The following is a 682-nucleotide window of genomic DNA, read 5'->3' as shown; positions in this document are numbered from 1 at the left end:
CGCTTCACCCCGGACAAGGCACTCGACGACGGGCTCCATGTGTTCTCGGTGATGGCAACCGATGCCGCCGGCAATCCCAGCGCCCGCTCGGGCAAGGTGACGATCACCATCGAGCCCGAATCGAGCGCTTCGCCGGATGCCGTCGATTCGCCCGCCACGGCCGATTCGCTGTTCGGCGGCGAGCACGATCTTGCCTCGCATGTCGGGGGAAGCGATTCGCAGCAGAGCGCGAACGCGACGCCGCATGCCGACGAGGCACCGCGCGAGATGCCGCACGAAGATGGGGTGGCAGCAGTCCAGGCACGCGTTTCCGGGCAGGCCGAAAACGCGGCCCCGTCCGCCGAGCCGCATGGCGAACCCGAAGCCGGCGACGCCTGGGCGATCGATCTGTCGAAGCTGTCGGCAGACGGAGCCCAGGCCGTTGGTGGCGCGATCGGCCTGGAAGCATCGGCGGGCAGCCCGCTGAAGCTGTCGCTCGACGACGTGCTGCAACACGGCGGCAAGGACCTGTTCACGGACGACGGCCGCTCGCAACTGATGGTGAAGGGCGGCGCCCACGACACGGTCGATTTGTCCGGCACCTCCGGCGGCGATGGCGATGCCTGGGTCGAGCATGGCGCGACCACCGTCGACGGCGTGGCCTACACGGTCTACGAAAACAGCGCGCAGAACGCTGAATTGC

The 682-nt window shown here is 68.3% G+C and carries 1 pseudogene; it reads left to right on the top strand.

From position 1 onward, the window contains the following. Positions 1–682: pseudogene (locus FQ755_RS37125) on the top strand (hypothetical protein); the annotation flags it as partial.

It is taken from the genome of Paraburkholderia sp. BCC1885, from assembly GCF_900996235.1.
Taxonomy (GTDB): Bacteria; Pseudomonadota; Gammaproteobacteria; order Burkholderiales; family Burkholderiaceae; genus Paraburkholderia.
Note: the sequence above shows the minus strand (reverse complement) of the source record. Positions and strands in the feature narration are given on the sequence as shown.